Consider the following 1,171-nt stretch of genomic DNA (forward strand, 5'->3'; position numbering starts at 1 on the left):
CACCGCGAACAACGACAACGCCCTCCCCAGCACGAAGTCACCGCGCACGAACGCCACCACGCGCACGACCACGACCGTCAGCACGACCACCACCAACCCGAGGCCGCTCGCGAACCCGGTGAGCAGGCCGAGCACCAGCGCTCCCCCACCCCACCAGCCCAGCCTCCTGGACGGCGTCGGCGCCTCCCGGTGAAAGCCCAGGCACAGACACGCGAACGTCACCAGCGCCGGCAGCTGGTACAGCGCCCACACGCCCATCTTGATCGGATCCACCAGCGCGACCAGACCGGGCAGCACCGCGAGCGCCGCCAGCACCTTGGCCGGTGTCCGCTTCCCCGCCAGCAACGCGACGAAGGCCGCGATCGGCAGCACGTCGAAGACGCGCATCCACGTGAGCCCGCCGATCATCTCCGGGTGGCGGTAGGCGTAGGCCATGCTCGTGATGAACGTGCCCGCGAAGTACACGCTCAGCAGGAGCCCGAACACGCCCAGCGCCCGCACGATCTCGCCGCGCCGCACGACCTTGTCCGGCACACCCGCCAACGCCGCTCCCGCCGCCAGCCGCGTCCGCGTCGCGAGGCCGAGCACCGCCCACGTCTCGCCCCACCCCGGCCAGCTGTGCTCCAGATCGAGCTCGTCCGTCCGGTCGGCCAGGAAGATCCCGACCATCTCCTCCTCGCGGTCCTGCCGATACCACCGCGGCAGGACGCTCAGCAGCGTGCGATACCGCCGCTCGAGGTTGCTCACGCCTTGTTCGCCCATGCCTGGACGCCCCTCCCCCTCAGCACCGCCGAGGCCGCCCGCACGTTCGCGCTGAGCCTCGCGACCTCCGCCTGCAACGCCCGCACACCGGAGTCGGTGAGCTTGTAGTAGCGCCGCAGCCTCCCCTGATGCACCTCTTCGCGGTCGCGCTCGGCGAGCCCGTCCGCCACGAGCCGGTCCAGCACGCCGTACAGCGTGCCCACCCTCAGCACCATCCGCCCTTCGGACAGCTGCTCCACCGCCTGCACGATCGCGTAGCCGTGCAACGGCTCCTCCGCGAGCGCGGTGAGGACGAGGAACGTCTGCTCGGACATGACCCGACCACTCATGTCGTTGAATATATCGCGCCGCGAGCTATATCGGGAAGCCGCATATCTCGGGGAGTTTGGTTTCAGGCAATACTGAAGTT

Annotated in this window: 2 protein-coding genes; both read right to left on the bottom strand. The window is 69.5% G+C overall.

The genetic code is table 11. The features are described 5' to 3' along the window. The coding region (locus B0F77_RS46550) for a hypothetical protein (RefSeq protein WP_211294392.1) at window positions 1–747 on the bottom strand (747 nt) is incomplete at its 3' end. Then, window positions 744–1,091 carry a PadR family transcriptional regulator gene (locus tag B0F77_RS46555; RefSeq protein WP_342746922.1) on the bottom strand — a complete coding sequence of 116 codons (348 nt, stop codon included), beginning with the start codon at window positions 1,089–1,091 and terminating at the stop codon, window positions 744–746. The genes B0F77_RS46550 and B0F77_RS46555, both read right to left, overlap by 4 nt. Window positions 1,092–1,171 lie beyond the last annotated feature (80 nt).

The organism is Lentzea kentuckyensis (genome assembly GCF_002150765.1).
GTDB lineage: Bacteria > Actinomycetota > Actinomycetes > Mycobacteriales > Pseudonocardiaceae > Lentzea > Lentzea kentuckyensis.

Coding starts and splice junctions, on each gene's coding strand:
- B0F77_RS46555 (WP_342746922.1), bottom strand. CDS start 1,091: ATGAGTGGTCGGGTCATGTCCGAGCAGACGTTCCTCGTCCTCACCGCG.